Source organism: Vibrio sp. QJM3NY_15, assembly GCF_057785995.1.
Window position 1 is genome coordinate 1,165,383 of record NZ_CM173517.1, and the last position, 15,990, is coordinate 1,181,372.

Below are 15,990 nucleotides of genomic sequence, written 5' to 3' on the forward strand. Positions count from 1 at the left end.
CTACTCTCTTGTTTAACACTTGGTTCTTAATTTCATTTGCTGCGACAGTTGTGTCTGCCAGCTTTTGGCCTGTGATGCCACATTGGGTTTGGGCACCATTAATGCTGTTGTTACTTTTCACATTAATAAAGTATAGCGTTTTCCGGTGTGCAAGAGGTCCAGTCACTGCATTGATACTAGTTACCTGCCTTGGGAATGCAATCAAAATACAAACAAGTCAGTTATTTCAATCTGGCCAGAATATTACCATAAATGCTTCGGTTGTTAGCCTTTTTAGTGAAAATAGCCACGGTTTTGAAAGCGTAATAGTAGTTAGATCAATTGGCGGCGAAAAATTAATCTTTCCACAATTGATAAAATTGCGTTTGTTTACCCCTTTCAAGCTAACACTTGGAGATCAGGTTCATCTCTCTGTATCAATGAAACCGGTTTTTGGAAAACTTAACGAGGCCGGATTTGACCTAGAAAAATACCTGTTCAGTGAAAGGATCGTTGCTAGTGTTACCTATCAAGCCGGAACAAGCTTTAGCATTCATTCTAGTACAAACTTGCGTGCTCGATGGTTTGAAAGGACTTTGACAACGATCAGTCAGCTGGATAACTCTGATCTGATTGTGGCGTTGAGCTTTGGTTATAGGGAATTCATTCAATCACAACGCTGGGATTTGCTTAAGAGCAGTGGGCTTGTTCACTTAATGGCGATCTCGGGGTTGCACATAGGCATTGCTTTTGGCATCGGTTACCAGCTAGGGAGAATTGTTAGGTTAGGGGCATCGCATTTTATTTGGCTTCCGACTGTATTTGGTCTTGGGCTCGCGTATTTTTATAGTTGGTTTGCAGGGTTTACTTTACCAACGCTTAGGGCGTTAATTATGTGCATCATTGCGAGCTATTTCCTTTGGCGAGGTCAAAATATAAGTTTGATTCGATATGTGACCTTGAGTCTCTGTGTCGTTTTGTTAATTTGGCCATTTTCGGTACTTTCGAGTAGCTTCTGGCTCTCATTTGGAGCGTTAGCTGGCGTTCTTTATATTGCTTCCAATACTCATCTTTCTTCTTACAAAAGCCCTCGACTCACAAAACTCTTCAAGCTATTTAAAATCCAGTTAATGCTGACGTTGTTACTGGCTCCTTTTTCAATGCTGTTCTTTCAGGGGGTCAGTTTGGCCTCGGTGTTATACAACTTTTTCCTACTGCCTTGGGTTTCGATAGTGACGATTCCTTTGTTGTTCTTAGCGATGTTTATCAGCTTAATATTTGAATCAATTTGGGCAGAGAATAATATCATTGGTTATTTGTGGGCTCTGGTGGATCTATCGCTCACACCTGTTGTTTGGGCTCTGCCTTTCTCTGAACGTTTTTGGCTCACGGTTGATGATGAACTCGCTGCTTTGTTCGTGTTTTTCATTTTTCTATTCGGTCTGTTACGTCATTACTTCCATCGTAAAATGATGTTTTTCGCCAGTGCCGTATTTGTTTTGTGGTGGGAATTTGGAAAGCTCAAACCAGAAGTGTTGAGAGTCGATGTTTTAGATGTTGGACATGGCTTGTCGGTTGTTCTTCAAAAAAATAACCGGATTGTTGTTTATGATCTAGGTAATGCTTGGCCGGGCGGTTCTGTGGTCGAGTCGCTATTGATACCTACGGTAGAAAGAAGGGGAATCAAGGAAATTGATGGGGTGATTGTCAGTCATTTTGATGCTGACCATGCTGGTGGATATCAGGCATTACTTTCTCACTATAACCCAAAATGGATACGCGCTAGCCAAAGACTTAAACCTCCAGTTTCGCTCAATAGTCAGTCTACGTTTAACTATCAAGCTTGTGTGATTGGAGAGTCTTGGCGTTGGCAAGATGTTGAGTTTGAGGTGTTGTGGCCGCCCAAAAGTGTTGAAAGAGCATATAACCCTCATTCATGTGTTGTGCGCATCTATGAGCCAAGCACGGAGTTTTCTATGCTTCTTACCGGAGATATTGAATTGGTCAGTGAGTGGTTACTTGCACGCGAAGCTACGCGGCTCAAAAGTGATGTGATGTTGGTTCCCCATCATGGTAGTTCAACCTCTTCCATTGCTCGATTTATCGAAGCTGTTTCATCACAGTTAGCCATCGCTTCATTGTCTAAAGGAAACCAGTGGGGGATGCCTAGCCAATCTGTCGTCGACCGCTATCGAGAGGCTGATAGTACATGGTTAGATACGGGCGAAAGTGGACAAATAACCATCACAATCAGTAAGGAAGGTTGGAAATATCATACGATTAGAGAACATCAGGGGAGGCAGTGGTATAGGCAGATGCTCCGTAAGGGAGTAGAATAGATAGATTATTGTGAGAAAATTAAGCGATTCTATGTCAACAGAAACAGATGAAACCACTTGGGTCACATTTAAAAGACTTTGGACTTATATTCGACTGTATAAGGCTGGCCTTGGTGTTGCGGTTATTGCGCTTATTATAAATGCCGTCTCTGATACTTATATGATTTCATTACTAAAGCCATTACTTGATGAAGGCTTTGGTAACGCTGAATCTGACTTTTTACGCACGCTCCCTATTATTATCTTTGCCATGATGTTCATTCGTGGTGTGAGTGGCTTCGTATCAACCTATTGCTTGAGTTGGGTCTCTGGCAACGTGGTGATGGAGATTCGACGTAAAATTTTCAGTCATTTCATGCACATGCCTGTGTCTTTCTTTGATAAAGAGCAAACGGGCGCACTGCTATCTCGAATTACTTACGATTCAGAGCAAGTCTCTGCTGCAACCAGTAAGGCTTTGGTCAGTATTGTCCGTGAAGGTGCCAGTATCATTGGCCTGTTGACGCTGATGTTCTGGAATAGCTGGCAGTTGTCTTTGGTGCTATTTGCTGTTGCTCCTTTTGTAGCTTGGGCAATTAGCATTGTATCGAAGCGATTCAGAAAGATTTCTAAGAACATGCAAACCAGCATGGGTCACGTGGCTTCTTCAGCAGAACAAATGTTGAAAGGTCATAAGGTGGTGCTAACTTACGGTGGCCAAGATCTAGAAAGAGGTCGCTTCGATACCGTTAGTAATCAGATGCGCCAACAAAGCATGAAGTTGGTAACGGCTCAAGCTGCAGCGAACCCGATTATTCAGATGATTGCTTCGATCGCGATTGTGGTTGTTCTTTACTTGGCGAGTGTCGAGTCTATTAAAGCTGAACTAACGGCTGGTACGTTCACGGTTGTGTTCTCGGCTATGTTCGGTTTGCTACGTCCACTCAAAGCATTGACTAACGTGACGTCTGAGTTCCAACGCGGTATGGCGGCGAGTACGACTCTATTTGGTTTGATGGATCTCGACACAGAACAAAACAAAGGTACGTTGAAGCCTGCAACCGTAAGTGGTGAAGTTGCTGTAAAAGATGTGACGTTTACTTACGAGGGCGCAGAGAAACCAGCTCTTGATAAGGTGAGTTTCAATATTCCAAAAGGTAAGACGGTAGCGTTGGTCGGACGTTCTGGTTCTGGTAAGAGTACTATTGCCAACCTATTTACTCGTTTTTATGATGTGGATTCAGGAACCATTGAACTCGATGGACATGATATCCGAGATTATGAGCTGAAAAATCTTCGGGAGCATTTTGCTCTTGTTTCTCAAAATGTCCACCTGTTCAACGATACGGTCGCCAATAACATTGCGTATGCGGCTGGTGAGGTTTACTCACGCGAACAAATTGAACATGCTGCTAAGCTTGCTCACGCCACTGAATTTATCGAAGGCATGGAAAACGGCATCGATACAATTGTTGGTGAGAACGGTGCAAGCCTATCTGGCGGACAAAGACAACGTATTGCAATTGCACGAGCGTTATTAAGAGAAGCGCCAGTTCTGATCCTAGATGAAGCAACATCGGCTTTGGATACGGAATCAGAAAGAGCCATTCAATCTGCTTTGGATGAGTTACAAAAAGATAAAACGGTACTGGTTATTGCACACCGATTATCAACGATTGAGCAAGCTGACGAAATTTTGGTTGTAGACGATGGTCATATTGTTGAGCGAGGTCCGCATGCTGAGTTAATCGCACATGACGGTGCTTATGCTCAATTACACCGAATCCAGTTTGGCGAATAAGATTAGGCTTCGTTTTGATCGAAAAAATTTGGTTTAACAATCACCCGTTAAAATACCTTCTCTGGCCACTGTTGTGGCCGTTGAGTCTGTTGTTCAAAATGATCAGTGGTCAACGTCGCGAAGCGTATCTCTCTGGGAAGAAAGAAACCTATCGCCCACCTTTGCCTGTGATCGTTGTTGGTAATATTACCGCGGGTGGCAATGGTAAAACTCCAGTGGTTATTTGGTTAGTTGAGATGCTCCAAGCCAATGGTTTCAAACCTGGTGTGGTTTCTCGAGGTTATGGAGCGAAAGCCCCTAGTTATCCGTTAGTGTTGGACGAGAACACACCTGCCGAACATTCAGGTGATGAACCACGGTTGATTCGAAAGCGAACGGGTGCGCCTGTAGCGGTTGACCCTATCCGTGCAAATGCAGTGAAGGCTTTGCTGAACGAAGGTGTTAATGTCATTATTACTGATGACGGCCTTCAGCATTATGCCCTTGAACGCGATATTGAATTTGCGGTTATCGATGGTGCGAGACGCTTTGGTAGTGAATGTCTCATTCCTTTAGGGCCATTAAGAGAGCCTATATCACGCTTAGATACCGTGGATTTTTTGGTTAACAATGGCGGTAAACCTCAAGGCCGTGAATTCTCGATGTCTTTGTTACCAAGCCAAGCTGTTAACCTTAAGACGGGTCAGAAAGTACCAGTAGAAAAATTGCAAAAGCTGGTGGCTTTTGCTGGTATTGGTCATCCACCGCGCTTTTTTAAAACATTAGAAGATCTTGATGGCGATGTGGTTTTCACACAGGGTTTCGCCGACCATCAAGATTTTGATAAAGATGAACTTCATGCCTTAGCAAAGAAAGGTATGAACATGATTATGACAGAAAAAGACGCTGTTAAATGCGAAGACTATGCGCAAGAAAACTGGTGGTATCTTCCAGTTTCTGCACAGTTTGATGAAGATTCGCAACAGCAAATTTTAAAAAGAATAAAAGAGGTTATGGAATACTATGGATCACCGTCTGCTTGAGATCGTTGCTTGCCCTGTATGTAAAGGTAAACTAACTTTTGACAAGGATAAGCAAGAGCTTGTTTGTAAAATTGACCGCCTAGCTTACCCAATCAAAGAGGGGATTCCTGTTCTTCTGGAGCCTGAAGCTCGCACCGTTTCAATGGATGAGGGTAAGTAATGTCGTTTACGGTTGTCATTCCGGCAAGATACCAATCGAGTCGTTTGCCAGGGAAACCATTGGCTGATATTGGTGGAAAGCCGATGATCCAATGGGTTTACGAACAGTCAATGAAGGCGGGTGCTGATAAAGTTATTATCGCTACCGATGATGCTCGAGTTGAGAAAGCGGCTAAAGCATTTGGTGCAACCGTTTGTATGACATCTCCGAATCACGAATCAGGTACAGAGCGTTTAGCTGAAGTGATTGAAGTGATGAACATTCCCGATGACCATATTATCGTGAATGTTCAGGGTGATGAGCCTCTTATCCCACCTGCAATTATTAATCAGGTTGCAAATAACTTGGCGAATAGCACAGCACCAATGGCAACGCTAGGTGTGGAAATTACTCACGCTGATGAAGTGTTTAATCCTAATGCTGTGAAAGTCGTAACGGATAAAGACGGTTACGCACTGTATTTTAGCCGAGCAACGATTCCTTGGGATCGTGATGCTTACGCGAATAATGGTACGGCCGCGGAGTCGCCTTTACTGCGTCATATTGGCATCTATGCTTACCGTGCGGGTTTTATCAATACTTACATCAATTGGGAACCAAGTACCCTTGAGCGTATTGAGTGCCTAGAGCAACTACGAGTGCTGTGGTACGGAGAGAAAATCCATGTAGATGTTGCGGCTGAAGCACCTGCTGCTGGTGTTGATACGCCAGAAGACTTAGAAGCTGTTCGCGCCATTATTGGTTAAGCTTCTTTGAGCTACTACTTCTTTGCTCTACAAAAATGCAAAATTACAGAGCCTCGCTTATTGCGGGGCTTTTTTACGTCTACAGAACGTATATGTGTGTTTTATTGAACTAAGCTGGGGGATATTGAGTCGGTTGCATTCCCTTATGCATCATCAACTCTGAATTATCTGAGAATTACCTCGCTCGACTTTCAATTTTTCTTTATAATATGCCGCCTATAAAGTAGTGGCGATCTGCTAGTACAGAATACAACTTACGACAAAACGTGGAGTAAAAGATGCCTTCTCAAAGCCCAGTGATTACGGTTGATGGACCAAGTGGTGCAGGTAAAGGTACCCTGTGTATGTTACTAGCAGACAAGCTAGGTTTTCATCTTCTAGACTCAGGTGCGATCTATCGCGTACTGGCTTTAGCGGCAATTCACCACGGTGTAGATACTGAATCAGAAGATGCTTTGGTACCGCTTGCTACTCACCTCGATGTACAGTTTATTGCTGAAGGTGACTTGGTTAAGGTTATCTTGGAAGGCGAAGATGTGTCTGGTGAACTTCGTAAAGAAGAAACGGGCATGGCTGCTTCAAAAGTAGCGGCTTTACCTCGCGTTCGTGAAGCACTACTACGTCGTCAGCGTGCTTTTAGCGCCGCTCCTGGTTTAGTTGCAGACGGTCGTGACATGGGAACCGTTGTATTTGTTGAAGCGGAAGCGAAAATATTTTTAGATGCAAGTGCTGAAGAGCGTGCGAACCGCCGCCTTAAACAGTTGCAAGAGAAGGGGTTAGATGTTAAATTTGACGACCTTTTGAGCGAGATCCAAGAGCGAGACGACCGAGATCGTAATCGCCCAGTTGCGCCATTACGCCCAGCTGAGGATGCGCTTGTGCTTGATTCTACTTCGATGAACATCGAACAAGTAGTAGAAAAAGCACTACACTATATTGAATCGAAACTGGCTGGGTAATTTCGCCGAGCTAGTACGAACGTTGGTCGCAAGGATGATGACCGGCGAATTTATCAACCCCATGCGGTAGGATACCCATGGACGTTTAATTATTGAAGATTAAATAATGACTGAATCTTTTGCTCAACTCTTTGAAGAGTTTCTATCTGAAACTGAATTCCAACAAGGCAGCATCGTTAAAGGTACTGTAGTAGCTATCGAGAATGGTTTCGTTCTTGTAGATGCTGGTCTTAAGTCTGAATCTGCTATCCCTGCTGAACAATTCAAGAACGCTGCTGGCGAACTTGAAGTTGAAGTTGGTGCTGAAGTAGACGTAGCTCTAGACGCTGTTGAAGATGGTTTCGGTGAGACTCAACTTTCTCGTGAGAAAGCTAAGCGTCACGAAGCTTGGATCGTACTTGAGAAAGCTTGTGAAGAAGCTGAAACTGTTGTTGGTATCATCAACGGTAAAGTTAAAGGCGGTTTCACTGTTGAACTTAACGGTATCCGTGCTTTCCTTCCAGGTTCTCTAGTAGACGTACGTCCTATCCGTGACACTGCTCACCTAGAAAACAAAGAGCTAGAGTTCAAAGTAATCAAGCTAGACCAGAAGCGTAACAACGTTGTTGTTTCTCGTCGTGCTGTTATCGAATCTGAAAACAGTGTTGAGCGTGACGAACTTCTTGAAACTCTACAAGAAGGTACTGAAGTTAAAGGTATCGTTAAGAACCTTACTGACTACGGTGCATTCGTTGATCTTGGCGGTGTTGACGGTCTTCTACATATCACAGATATGGCTTGGAAGCGTGTTAAGCACCCATCAGAAATCGTTAACGTTGGTGACGAAATCCTAGTTAAAGTTCTTAAGTTCGATCGTGAGCGCACTCGTGTTTCACTAGGTCTTAAGCAACTAGGCGAAGATCCATGGGTAGCAATCGCTAAGCGTTACCCAGAAGGTCACAAGCTTTCTGGTCGTGTTACGAACCTAACTGACTACGGCTGCTTCGTTGAAATCGAAGAAGGCGTTGAAGGTCTAGTACACGTTTCTGAAATGGATTGGACTAACAAGAACATCCACCCTTCTAAAGTTGTTAATGTTGGCGACGAAGTTGAGGTTATGGTTCTTGATATCGACGAAGAACGTCGTCGTATCTCTCTAGGTCTGAAACAGTGTAAAGCTAACCCATGGCAGTCATTTGCAGAAATGCAAGCTAAGGGCGACAAAGTTACTGGTAAGATCAAGTCTATCACTGACTTTGGTATCTTCATCGGTCTAGAAGGCGGTATCGACGGTCTTGTACACCTATCTGACATTTCTTGGAACGCTGCCGGCGAAGAAGCTGTACGTGAATACAAGAAAGGCGACGAAATCTCTGCTGTTGTTCTAGCAGTAGATGCAGAGCGTGAGCGTATTTCTCTTGGCGTTAAGCAAATGGAAAACGACCCGTTCAACGCATACGTTGCTGACAACAAGAAAGGTGTTCTTGTAAACGGTACTGTAACTGCAGTTGACGCTAAAGGCGCTACTATCGAGCTAATCGAAGGCGTTGAAGGCTACCTACGTGCTTCTGAAGTTTCTCGTGACCGCATCGAAGATGCATCTCTAATCCTAAGCGTTGGCGACAGCGTTGAAGCGAAGTTCACTGGTGTAGACCGTAAGAACCGCGTAATCAACCTATCTATCAAAGCTAAAGATGAAGCTGATGAGCAAGAAGCAATGGCTTCACTGAACAAGTCTGATGAAGGCGCGTTCGGTAACGCAATGGCAGACGCATTCAAAGCTGCTAAAGGCGAATAATTTAATTTTTCGCTAAGAAGGAGCCGTAAGGCTCCTTTTTTTTTGCTTATTTTTCCGATAGGTCTATAATTTCTAAAAAGAAAACCAACGAGGGTAACTATGACTAAGTCTGAATTGATTGAAAGACTGTGCGCTGAGCAAACGCACCTTTCTGCAAAAGAAATTGAAGACGCTGTAAAAGACATTTTAGAGCACATGGCTTCAACACTAGAAAGTGGTGACCGAATCGAAATTCGCGGTTTTGGTAGCTTTTCTCTTCACTACCGCGAGCCTCGTGTTGGACGTAATCCAAAGACTGGCGATAAGGTAGAGCTGGAAGGTAAATACGTTCCTCACTTTAAACCAGGTAAAGAGCTACGAGAACGAGTAAATTCAGGATTGTAGTCCACTTATCGGAATTAAGAAAAGCGGCATACTATAATGTATGCCGCTTTTTTATGACCATAATATGGTGGTCTGATTAGCAATTTTCCTGCATAATCGTACAGCTAACCAACCAATGAGTGATGAACTATGAAAATTATAAAAATAGTCGCCGTTATCGCACTTTTCCTAATTGCACTGGCTTTAGGCTCTCAGAACCAAACCACTGTGAACTTCAATTATCTGCTAGCACAAGGTGACTTCCACTTATCGAGCTTATTAGGTGTTGTCTTCGTTTCAGGCTTTGGCCTTGCTTGGTTAGTCTTTGGTAATATGCACATGCGTTCTCAGCTGAAAATTCATCGCTTGAAAAAACAAGTCAATAAGCAATCAAAGCAGGTCGCTGCTGCAACTAAAGCTTAAGGCTATATTTGATGTTAGAGTTACTGTTCTTACTTTTACCTATTGCAGCCGCTTACGGTTGGTATATGGGTAATCGTAATGCTCAGCAAGAAAAACAAAAGCAATCACACCAGATCTCCCGTCAATATGTGACGGGTTTGAACCTATTGTTGTCGGACCAATCTGACAAAGCGGTCGATCACTTTATCGAACTGCTTCAAGTAGACAATGAAACCATTGATACTCACTTGGCGTTGGGTAATCTATTTCGCTCAAGAGGTGAGGTAGATAGAGCTATTCGAATTCACCAAAATCTTATCTCTCGTTCGGGGCTCACTCTCGATCAAAAAAACCTCGCACTGCAACAACTCGCAAAAGACTATATGGTCTCTGGTTTCCTCGATCGCGCTGAAAAAATCTTTGAACAGCTTGTAGAAGAACCTGATCATAAAGAGGGTGCTTTGCAACAGCTGGTCGCTATTTACCAGCAAACTCGAGAGTGGAACAAGGCGATCCATTACGGCAATATTCTTGTTAAGCTTGGTAAGAAAAAAAGAAAGATGCGTGCAACTGTTGCACACTTTTGGTGTGAGCTTGCAATGCAAGAGCAAGCCGAAGGTAATCGTTCTAAGGCTCTTCAGCATTTTAAAAAAGCGCTCTCTGAAGACCCTAAATGTGTTCGTGCCAGTATTGCTTTGGGCAAGTTCCATTTAGCGAATGAAGATTACCAGAAGACGATTACCTGTCTTGAATCGGTGCTCGAACAAGATATTGATTTTATCAGTGAGGTGCTTCCAACCCTTGCTGAGTGCTACCACAAGCTTGGCCAAGAGGCAGAACTTGTTGAATTTCTAAAAGCCTGTATTCAAAAGAAAGCCGGTGTTTCAGCTGAATTGATGCTTGCTCAGTTGGTTGCCCATCATGAAGATGTTGGCTCAGCTCAAGAACTGCTGACCAAGCAACTGGTTAAAAACCCAACCATGAAAGGCTTCTATCGATTAATCGATTACCATCTTGCTGAAGCAGAAGAAGGTCGTGCGAAAGACAGTCTGACGACTCTTCAGTCTATGGTTGGTGAACAACTTAAAGTTAAACCTCATTACCGCTGTCGTCAGTGTGGGTTCTCGACACACTCGATGTATTGGCACTGCCCTTCATGTAAAGGGTGGGGGACGATCAAGCCTATTCGTGGGCTAGATGGTGAATAGATTTGTGGTCATTGTTAGACCAAATTAATAATTGCAGCTTTCGGGCTGCATTTTTATGACTGTTATTTGTCGCTATTACTTGTAGTGATTATTTAAAGAAAGTTAACTGCGTTAGGAGATGAAATGAACGACCAAAAAATCATTGTAGCATTGGATTATGACAACCAAGCGGATGCATTAGCCTTTGTTGATCGTATCGATCCAGCGTCTTGCCGCCTAAAAGTCGGTAAAGAGATGTTTACCCTGTTTGGCCCTGAATTCGTCCGTGAATTACATAAACGTGGTTTCTCAGTATTCTTAGATCTTAAGTTCCATGACATTCCAAACACATGTTCAAAAGCGGTACGTGCTGCTGCTGAGATGGGCGTGTGGATGGTGAACGTACACGCGAGCGGTGGCGAGCGTATGATGACGGCTTCACGCGAAATTCTAGAACCTTACGGTAAAGATCGTCCATTACTTATCGGTGTTACCGTGTTAACCAGCATGGAACAATCTGATTTGGCTGGTATTGGTTTGAACATTCAACCACAAGAGCAGGTAATGCGCTTGGCGTCTTTGACTAAAAACTCAGGTTTAGATGGCGTTGTATGTTCTGCTCAAGAAGCTTCATTATTGAAAGGTGAGTTGGGTAAAGAGTTCAAGCTTGTTACCCCTGGTATTCGCCCTGTAGGCGCTGATGTTGGTGACCAGAAGCGTATTATGACGCCAGTTCAAGCAATTCAAGCTGGCTCAGACTACCTAGTTATCGGTCGTCCAATTACTCAAGCAGCAGATCCTGCAGCAGTACTTGCTGAAATCAACAGCACGCTAGTTTAAGTTATTTTTAGATAGCGATACGAATGAATAAGGCCAGCAATTTGCTGGCCTTATTATTTACTGACGAGATATCAATGGGTTCGGACTTTCTGTGCTGAGCTTAAACCGGAGCACCGCTATGAAATTTGAAGTCGCTGTCTTCGGAAGTGATTAGGTCAGCTTCAACCTGCGCAAAGTGAGCAATACGCTCAGAGATATCTTTCCCTGCGATTTGCTCAGCGAGTTCAAGATAGTCCTGATAATGACGCGCCTCAGAGCGAAGTAGAGACACATAAAACTTCTCCATGTCTTCTTCTAAGAAGGGAGCTAGTTTAGCAAAGCGTTCACAAGAGCGAGCTTCAATAAAGGCGCCAATAATCAGCTTATCAACCAGAGCGTCTGGTTCGTAAGTTTTCACTTGTTTGATTAAACCTTTGGCATAACGACCCGCTTCAATCGGTTGATACGTCACGCCTTTCTTTACCATCAACTCCATGACTTGATAAAAGTGATGCAGTTCTTCTTTAATTAGCAGCACCATTTTATCGATCAAGTCGGCGCCGTAATTACAGCCTTCTTTTGCTGTGATTTGCTTCGATACGTTACTTTTACCACGTAGAGACTCCAAGTCTCCGATACGACGATAAGCAAATTGCTCGTATGGCAAAATCCATTCATTCAGCTGCTTCGCGCTTTCTTTATCTACCGCATACTTGCGGATAAGGAACAAAGCACTTTGAGCGGCCTTGAGTTCACAAAGCATGTGATCGCGTAAAATGATATGAAGGTTTTCAGGCTTCTTGGCTTCATCTATCCATGAATCTGGCGTTTCAGCTTTAAGAAAAGAGTGTATTGGGGCTAATAATTCTTGATACATGGTCGGGGCAAGTTTGTTGATAATTCGCGATTTTATCACAGCTCATGAGATCTCCCTATACGGAGAAAGGAAATTCACTAGGCACAAAAAAGGCCGCCTATTTAATGTAAATGAGGCGGCCTTTTGTGTTTGAGTTAGACGGTTACCATTTCTTCTTCTGACCGAATAGGGCATCCATATCGTCGTCACGCTCTTTAGATTCCATTTGCTGTAAGTCTTGAGCATTTTTGTCTTGGCGTTTTTGATCAAGCTCGTTCAACATATTCTGAAGTTTTTCTTTTGCTTGATTAGAGTACGCATCGTTCTTCGTCGCTAAAGCATCGATACCTTTGCGTAATAGCTGAATCGCAGTACCTGGTTGTCCACGAGAAATTGAATCGTTAGCACGTTTGATCACGTTTTCAATGTTGATACGAATCTGGATCGTTTCTAGGCGAGCATTTTCAACCACGTAAGCTTGAGTATCAAAGCGGCCTTTATTGTGTTCGTTACGAACCGTATCGCGAAGGCGTTTAACCAACTTAAGCATCATGATTGCTTGCTTGTCACTGCTAGGAACACGGAAAGTGGTACTTTCGCCACCTTGGTAGTTCTCTTTTAGTTGTGTGATCTGCTGTTTTACACTTTCGATTCGTTGCAGGAGTTGCTTATTCTTAGGGTCGAGCTGATACATATTTTCAAGTGCATCAAGGATTCGATTATTTAAGCATATAAGAAGGTCTTGGCTAAAAGGCATGTGATGCGCATTGCCAATCAACTCTTCGGTTCCGTCAATAATGGTTAGATAACGAGAAGCTTCCTGTTTCTTCGCTGTTTCTACCTTAACTTTGTATTGAAGCATGATGTTGTAGCCTAAAACCAACACCAAAAGAACGGCGACTAAGGCGATTATTAAACCAATATTCATATATTTGTGTCTGCTTGTTGTTTTCTATAGCTAACTAGAGAGGATACACGATTCCATTGTGTATCGGCACTCGTAAATTGCGATTTCTGATTATCTCTTGTTGAGCGCAATCGGCAATCAAAATTTACCTACTAATGTATGAGAATGAGGAGTTGGTTGCAAAGCGATACTGATGTTTTTGTTTGTTAACCTATAAAAACTCAATTTTTCTATCAATTTAGTGCATGAAGCGTTATAACTATTAATTATATTACACGAGACTATGACGCTCTCTTTGCAAATAAGTTAGCACATAAATGAGTAAAGGATTGCGAGGTTAGATATGAAGTTACAGCAACTGAAGTACATTGTTGAGGTTCTAAACCATAACCTAAATGTGTCTGCGACTGCAGAGAGTCTATACACATCACAGCCTGGCATTAGTAAGCAAGTTAGATTACTAGAAGATGAGTTGGGCATTCAGATTTTTGAGCGTAGTGGTAAACACTTAACGCAGGTGACTCAGGCTGGCGAAGATATTATTCGTATCTCTCAAGAGATTCTCGCTCGTGTTGAAAGCATTAAAGCCGTTGCTGGTGAACACACTCATCCTGAAATGGGCACATTAAACATTTCAACGACGCACACCCAAGCTCGTTATGCTCTGCCTGATGTGATTAAGGGCTTCACAGCTCGTTATCCTAAAGTGTCGCTTCACATGCACCAAGGAACGCCAAGCCAAATGTCAGAAGCGGTAGCGAAAGGCACGGCTAACTTTGCCATTGCGACCGAAGCACTTCACTTATATCAAGACGCGATTATGTTGCCTTGTTATCACTGGAATCGCTCGATTGTTGTCACCAAAGATCACCCTCTAGCCCAAAAGAAACTAGTGTCAATTGAAGACCTTGCTGCATATTCTCTAGTGACTTATGTTTTCGGCTTTACTGGACGCTCAGAACTCGACACCGCGTTCAATAAGGTTGGCCTGACTCCACGTGTTGTATTCACGGCTACTGATGCTGATGTCATTAAAACTTATGTTCGCATGGGGATTGGCGTAGGCGTGATTGCAAGTATGGCGATTGATCACGAGCAAGACACCGATTTGGTTGCCATTGATGCAAGCCACTTGTTTGGTGCGAGTACCACAAGTATTGGCTTTAGAAAGGGTACTTTCTTACGTTCTTACATGTTCGATTTCATGGAGCGTTTTGCACCGCATCTCACTCGCCCTGTGGTTGAGCAAGCTATTTCTCTTAAATCGAATGACGAGATTGAAGAGATGTTTAAAGATATCGAACTGCCTGTTCGTTAATCTCATCGTGCGACTCTAGATTCTTATCCGGCCTGTATTTACAGGCCGTTTTTCTTTCTGGCTTTTGCTGCCGTTTTTGTTCTCTTACTATCGAACCTTTCTATTTTGGTCTCTTACCCCTACAATCCTCGCACCATAGGGGGAAGCATGCATTCACGATTTACAATTCTCGACTCATTCCTGTTAGAACACCAAGTTTATTGGCGTTCTGAGCCTTTTCACTTATGCCAAACTCAGCAACAGCCATGGGTTGATGTGAATCGTCCTCTTGTTGATTGGTTGAATAGCTTGAGTATCGAGAACATTCAGATTCTGAAAGAGCAACCTCAAGTGTTGATTAAGGAACTTATCCGTTTTCTTCCTGAATTAGAAACTGCGAATCAAAATATCCAGTTTGATAATTCGGTCTTAGTTGGGCTTGATCTTCCGCGCGGTACTGCCGATCGTATTCCTGGCAGAAAGCTGCAACAAATCGTCGCGATGGGTGAGGCTTCATTAGAGCACCATCATGGTAAAGAGTGGCTTGAATGGTGCTCTGGTAAAGGCTTTCTCGGTCGAATCTTATCTCAGCAATCAGATCAAAAGGTCACTAGCTTTGAGTGGCAACAGTCACTGTGTGAAAGCGGGCAAAAGATTGCAGATGCTCAACATCTAGATATGAGCTTTGTTCAAGGTGACGCGTTTTCAAAAGAGGCAGATCGGGTGTTTAACTCGAATCAACATGCTGTTGCTCTTCACGCTTGTGGCGACCTTCATGTCGAATTAGTGAAAAAGTCTGTTTCACATGGGCTTCCTGCAGTGACCATTTCTCCTTGTTGCTACCATCTTATTCGTGATGAAAACTACCAAGCCATGTCTTCCGTCGCGAAAAACTCGGCATTAACTCTAAGTAAAAGTGATTTAAGAATCCCGCTTCAAGAAACCGTCACCGGTGGTGAAAGGGTCAAGAGACACCGTCAGTTAGAAATGAGTTACCGATTAGGCTTTAGCCAACTACTTAAGGGTGAACTTGGTGTCGACGAGTACGTTCCAGTACCGAGCATCAAGAAATCAGAGCTATCCGAAGGCTTTGAATCATTTTGTTACTGGGCATCTGAAGTGAAAAAGTTACCTCTTGACTCCAATATCGACTTTGAACCCTATCTTGTTCAAGGCGAAGCGCTTTTCTGGGAAATGGAAAAGCTGAGTTTGGTTCAGCAAGTCTTTAGACGACCATTAGAGATATGGTTGGCCTTAGACCGTGCCATCTATCTGGAAGAGCAAGGCTATGAAGCTTCGATAGAAGAGTTTTGTGAGCGCAGTGTTACTCCTCGAAACCTGTTGATTCATGGTGTTAAGAGCGACCGATAAATCACACGAGTATAAGATAGACCGTT

The 15,990-nt window shown here is 43.3% G+C and carries 15 protein-coding genes; 13 read left to right on the forward strand and 2 right to left on the reverse strand.

Annotation, left to right across the window (positions count from 1 at the left end; genetic code table 11):
- Window positions 1-8 precede the first annotated feature (8 nt).
- The 11 genes from AC3CKG_RS05220 to pyrF all read left to right on the forward strand — a co-directional run bounded on the left by AC3CKG_RS05220 (window position 9) and on the right by pyrF (window position 11,554).
- Window positions 9-2,318, forward strand: coding sequence for a DNA internalization-related competence protein ComEC/Rec2 (locus AC3CKG_RS05220; RefSeq protein WP_488528930.1), 2,310 nt, complete (start codon window positions 9-11; stop codon window positions 2,316-2,318).
- 31 nt (window positions 2,319-2,349) lie between these two features.
- A complete protein-coding gene (gene msbA / locus AC3CKG_RS05225) occupies window positions 2,350-4,098 on the forward strand; it encodes a lipid A ABC transporter ATP-binding protein/permease MsbA (RefSeq protein WP_076671351.1) in 1,749 nt (582 codons plus the stop codon).
- Between the two features lie 14 nt (window positions 4,099-4,112).
- Window positions 4,113-5,120: a tetraacyldisaccharide 4'-kinase gene (gene lpxK, locus AC3CKG_RS05230; RefSeq protein ID WP_102315153.1), complete on the forward strand. Its 1,008-nt coding sequence runs from the start codon at window positions 4,113-4,115 to the stop codon at window positions 5,118-5,120.
- Entirely contained in the window at window positions 5,101-5,280 is a 180-nt protein-coding gene (locus AC3CKG_RS05235; protein ID WP_004736429.1) for a Trm112 family protein, read from the forward strand. The genes lpxK and AC3CKG_RS05235 overlap by 20 nt, the downstream gene beginning before the upstream one ends.
- Window positions 5,280-6,026 carry a 3-deoxy-manno-octulosonate cytidylyltransferase gene (kdsB, locus tag AC3CKG_RS05240; RefSeq protein WP_017109945.1) on the forward strand — a complete coding sequence of 249 codons (747 nt, stop codon included), beginning with the start codon at window positions 5,280-5,282 and terminating at the stop codon, window positions 6,024-6,026. The genes AC3CKG_RS05235 and kdsB overlap by 1 nt, the downstream gene beginning before the upstream one ends.
- A 278-nt stretch (window positions 6,027-6,304) precedes the next feature.
- A complete protein-coding gene (gene cmk / locus AC3CKG_RS05245) occupies window positions 6,305-6,985 on the forward strand; it encodes a (d)CMP kinase (RefSeq protein ID WP_017107644.1) in 681 nt (226 codons plus the stop codon).
- A 106-nt stretch (window positions 6,986-7,091) separates the two neighbouring features.
- Window positions 7,092-8,762 (forward strand): 30S ribosomal protein S1, encoded by a 1,671-nt coding sequence (rpsA, locus tag AC3CKG_RS05250; protein ID WP_017057038.1) that lies wholly within the window; start codon window positions 7,092-7,094, stop codon window positions 8,760-8,762.
- A 99-nt stretch (window positions 8,763-8,861) separates the two neighbouring features.
- Window positions 8,862-9,146 (forward strand): integration host factor subunit beta, encoded by a 285-nt coding sequence (gene ihfB, locus AC3CKG_RS05255; protein ID WP_010439923.1) that lies wholly within the window; start codon window positions 8,862-8,864, stop codon window positions 9,144-9,146.
- Window positions 9,147-9,275: 129 nt separating this feature from the next.
- Window positions 9,276-9,548 carry a LapA family protein gene (locus tag AC3CKG_RS05260; protein WP_017107645.1) on the forward strand — a complete coding sequence of 91 codons (273 nt, stop codon included), beginning with the start codon at window positions 9,276-9,278 and terminating at the stop codon, window positions 9,546-9,548.
- An 11-nt stretch (window positions 9,549-9,559) separates the two neighbouring features.
- The gene (gene lapB / locus AC3CKG_RS05265; RefSeq protein ID WP_029225966.1) at window positions 9,560-10,735 is read left to right on the forward strand and encodes a lipopolysaccharide assembly protein LapB; all 1,176 of its coding nucleotides are present in this window, start codon (window positions 9,560-9,562) and stop codon (window positions 10,733-10,735) included.
- Window positions 10,736-10,858: 123 nt separating this feature from the next.
- On the forward strand, window positions 10,859-11,554 hold the full coding sequence (gene pyrF / locus AC3CKG_RS05270; protein ID WP_017109942.1) for an orotidine-5'-phosphate decarboxylase: 696 nt from the start codon (window positions 10,859-10,861) through the stop codon (window positions 11,552-11,554).
- A gap of 100 nt (window positions 11,555-11,654) precedes the next feature.
- Here pyrF and miaE read toward each other — a convergent pair whose 3' ends face one another.
- Window positions 11,655-12,449 (reverse strand): tRNA isopentenyl-2-thiomethyl-A-37 hydroxylase MiaE, encoded by a 795-nt coding sequence (gene miaE, locus AC3CKG_RS05275; RefSeq protein ID WP_269194707.1) that lies wholly within the window; start codon window positions 12,447-12,449, stop codon window positions 11,655-11,657.
- Between the two features lie 103 nt (window positions 12,450-12,552).
- Entirely contained in the window at window positions 12,553-13,317 is a 765-nt protein-coding gene (locus AC3CKG_RS05280) for a hypothetical protein (RefSeq protein ID WP_017107649.1), read from the reverse strand.
- A 322-nt stretch (window positions 13,318-13,639) separates the two neighbouring features.
- Between AC3CKG_RS05280 and cysB the strand changes: the two genes are divergently transcribed.
- Together cysB and AC3CKG_RS05290 are read left to right on the forward strand one after the other, a co-directional pair.
- Window positions 13,640-14,614, forward strand: a complete 975-nt coding sequence (gene cysB, locus AC3CKG_RS05285; protein ID WP_017109939.1) for an HTH-type transcriptional regulator CysB — start codon at window positions 13,640-13,642, stop codon at window positions 14,612-14,614.
- 147 nt (window positions 14,615-14,761) lie between these two features.
- Window positions 14,762-15,964 carry a methyltransferase gene (locus tag AC3CKG_RS05290; RefSeq protein ID WP_488528931.1) on the forward strand — a complete coding sequence of 401 codons (1,203 nt, stop codon included), beginning with the start codon at window positions 14,762-14,764 and terminating at the stop codon, window positions 15,962-15,964.
- Window positions 15,965-15,990: the final 26 nt, after the last annotated feature.

Bases quoted from the DNA above. Each gene is read 5' to 3' on its own strand.
- AC3CKG_RS05235 (WP_004736429.1), top strand. From the start codon at position 5,101: ATGGATCACCGTCTGCTTGAGATCGTTGCTTGCCCTGTATGTAAAGGT.
- AC3CKG_RS05260 (WP_017107645.1), top strand. From the start codon at position 9,276: ATGAAAATTATAAAAATAGTCGCCGTTATCGCACTTTTCCTAATTGCA.
- cysB (WP_017109939.1), top strand. From the start codon at position 13,640: ATGAAGTTACAGCAACTGAAGTACATTGTTGAGGTTCTAAACCATAAC.
- AC3CKG_RS05290 (WP_488528931.1), top strand. From the start codon at position 14,762: ATGCATTCACGATTTACAATTCTCGACTCATTCCTGTTAGAACACCAA.
- cmk (WP_017107644.1), top strand. From the start codon at position 6,305: ATGCCTTCTCAAAGCCCAGTGATTACGGTTGATGGACCAAGTGGTGCA.
- pyrF (WP_017109942.1), top strand. From the start codon at position 10,859: ATGAACGACCAAAAAATCATTGTAGCATTGGATTATGACAACCAAGCG.
- msbA (WP_076671351.1), top strand. From the start codon at position 2,350: ATGTCAACAGAAACAGATGAAACCACTTGGGTCACATTTAAAAGACTT.
- kdsB (WP_017109945.1), top strand. From the start codon at position 5,280: ATGTCGTTTACGGTTGTCATTCCGGCAAGATACCAATCGAGTCGTTTG.
- ihfB (WP_010439923.1), top strand. From the start codon at position 8,862: ATGACTAAGTCTGAATTGATTGAAAGACTGTGCGCTGAGCAAACGCAC.
- AC3CKG_RS05280 (WP_017107649.1), bottom strand. From the start codon at position 13,317: ATGAATATTGGTTTAATAATCGCCTTAGTCGCCGTTCTTTTGGTGTTG.
- lapB (WP_029225966.1), top strand. From the start codon at position 9,560: ATGTTAGAGTTACTGTTCTTACTTTTACCTATTGCAGCCGCTTACGGT.
- rpsA (WP_017057038.1), top strand. From the start codon at position 7,092: ATGACTGAATCTTTTGCTCAACTCTTTGAAGAGTTTCTATCTGAAACT.